Source organism: Acidovorax facilis (genome assembly GCF_023913775.1).
Lineage (GTDB): Bacteria > Pseudomonadota > Gammaproteobacteria > Burkholderiales > Burkholderiaceae_C > Acidovorax > Acidovorax facilis.
Map to the genome: position 1 here is coordinate 1 of NZ_JAMXAX010000253.1, position 2,199 is coordinate 2,199.

At 55.4% G+C, this 2,199-nt stretch carries 4 protein-coding genes; 2 read left to right on the top strand and 2 right to left on the bottom strand.

Going from position 1 to position 2,199, the window contains the following annotated elements:
* Positions 1-195: 195 nt before the first annotated feature.
* The gene (locus tag NFX52_RS29860; protein WP_055396933.1) at positions 196-726 is read right to left on the bottom strand and encodes a hypothetical protein; all 531 of its coding nucleotides are present in this window, start codon (positions 724-726) and stop codon (positions 196-198) included.
* A 12-nt stretch (positions 727-738) separates the two neighbouring features.
* Positions 739-1,443 carry an XRE family transcriptional regulator gene (locus NFX52_RS29865; RefSeq protein WP_055396935.1) on the bottom strand — a complete coding sequence of 235 codons (705 nt, stop codon included), beginning with the start codon at positions 1,441-1,443 and terminating at the stop codon, positions 739-741.
* Between the two features lie 193 nt (positions 1,444-1,636).
* Between NFX52_RS29865 and NFX52_RS29870 the strand changes: the two genes are divergently transcribed.
* Together NFX52_RS29870 and NFX52_RS29875 are read left to right on the top strand one after the other, a co-directional pair.
* Positions 1,637-1,942 carry a helix-turn-helix domain-containing protein gene (locus NFX52_RS29870; protein ID WP_082437372.1) on the top strand — a complete coding sequence of 102 codons (306 nt, stop codon included), beginning with the start codon at positions 1,637-1,639 and terminating at the stop codon, positions 1,940-1,942.
* Positions 1,939-2,199: DNA-binding protein (locus tag NFX52_RS29875; protein WP_289781645.1), on the top strand; the 261-nt coding region annotated here is incomplete at its 3' end. The genes NFX52_RS29870 and NFX52_RS29875, both read left to right, overlap by 4 nt.

Consider the following 2,199-nt stretch of genomic DNA (forward strand, 5'->3'; position numbering starts at 1 on the left):
TGGGTACGCCGCGTCGCATATCTCGGTGTCTCTGAATCTTTGAGCATGGTGTCCACGATGGTTTACGTGCACACGATCTTGCGAGATGTCGCGGGACTGTTCAAGGTGGTACGGCTGGTCGCTTACTCTAGTGCTGCCATGAATGTCTTTGGAATGTTACGGTTGGCATGGACGTCCAGTCCAGGGCGTCGAAAACTATCGGCTGATGGCAGTAACCTTGCCGTGATCTATATAGACGAATTTAACCGGCGCGTGCCGCGCATACACATACTGCTTGCGCACACCGAACTTCGTTTCCGTTTCGTTCACCTGCAGGTGATCCCACTCTTGTGCGAAGCGGGTGCAGTTCAAGAACTGGTCTTCCGACATTCCCACACTCGGCTGAGCCTGGAGTTCGCCACCGCAAAGAGTCGAGCTTCCTGCGCGCCGGGCAGCAGCACCCGCCCGCTCAAGCAGCTGCCTCGTCTCAATGTTCTGCTGAATCTTTTTCTGCGTCGCAGGTTGATCTATCTGCGCCTCTAGTGAGCGCGCAACATCAGCCGGGCTCATGACCGCAGACGGCTTAACGGTTGAGTGCGATTCACTTTGAGCAGTGAGGTTCTTCGCCCCGTCTGAACACGGTGCATCCTGAAAGACAACCTTCCCATCCACGCCTGCGCATTTGTTGACTGCCCAGCTCGGCGCCATGAATAGAACTGTCGAGAGGAAAACTATCTGTTTGAACATGCCGCCTCCGGTCTAGTTGAACGTAACGCCGCCCCAACGAACCCGACCCAGCACAGAGAAATCACGTTGGGACTCTTCATCTGAACCGTCAATTTCAAAGGGCGCATATTCTGGATTTGAACTGCTGACACGCAGAACTTTCCCCGGGAGGCGCTGCAGTTGCTTGAGCATCAGAGCACCGTCAAGGCGAATTGCATGGATGCCTTCTGTCAGTACATCCTTGGCGAGCAGATCAAGCATGGTTGTATCTCGCGAGCGCAGCAACGGCTCCATCGAGTTTCCAATGACAGAGACCAGCGCCAGTTCGTTGTGGCCGATCCCCAGCTCCTGTCGAATGAACTTGGCTTCAAAGGGGCGCATTGCAACAACGCGCTCTACATCACAAAAAACCCCATTGCCCGCCGACATCGCCACGTCGAAGTGAGGCACATAGATGTAGTCCCCCGATTCGACAGCACGCACGTTGCGCTCAACTCTGTCGGACTTCACGTTGCCTGTAAGCAGCCATTCGGGGGGGCACTTTCCGATCTCCGCCATCCGCAACACTGCGAATGCATCAGGAATCGTCACACCTCGCTCGAACTTACCAATCGTGTTGACGTGTAGATCGAGACGCCGCGCGAACTCCTCACGAGTCAGCCCCCCACGGCAAGAGCGAATTCGTTCACCTAAGGAAGCAGCGTAGGCATCGCGGAGTTCGTTGCTAGGTCTGTCCATGGCTTCAGCACCGAACAAGAGAGGTCAAACATTTTAGTGTGTCCATGAACACATTAAAACATGCGCAACAAAAAACAGAAACACCCGATAGCACTTTTCTAAGCAGAAGTCACCACCCGACCGAACAGGGCAATACTTTTTTATGTAGATAAATTGCTTGCACTCACATTTTTTTGTGTTTACCATCATGACCATGGACACACAAAAATGTATGCAGCAAACAGATTGGCATCCAGCAGATGTCAAAGCCGCACTCGAAAAGAAAGGTGTAAGTCTTCGCCAACTCGCAAAAGAGCATGGCTACTCACACTTTCAGCGCGTTCTTTCGACTCATTGGTGGGCCGCAGAGCAGATCGTTGCCAAAGCACTTGGCAAGCCTGCCAACGAAATCTGGCCTTCGCGGTATCTGACAACGCGGGCGAAGGCTCAGGCACGCACCGTAAAAATCACAGTCTCTCGCACAGGCAACATCCGCAAACAGCAGGAGCCCCGCGCATGACCTGGCTCTCAGCACGCGAGCTGGTTGGGTTGCCCGGCTTTCAGATGACGGGGCGCGCAACCCTCGACAAACTAAAAAGGCTCGGCATTCCCAACCGCCCCCGCGCAGGCCGCGAAGGCGGTGGCGGCTTGGAGTACGACACCTCCGCCCTCCCGGCAGAAACCCGTGCAGCCATTGCGGCGCGCACGGTCGCCAAAGCCGCATGCACAGCCCTGGCTCAGGTTGACACCGCCCCGGTGGTGTCCTTCGCACCGCCT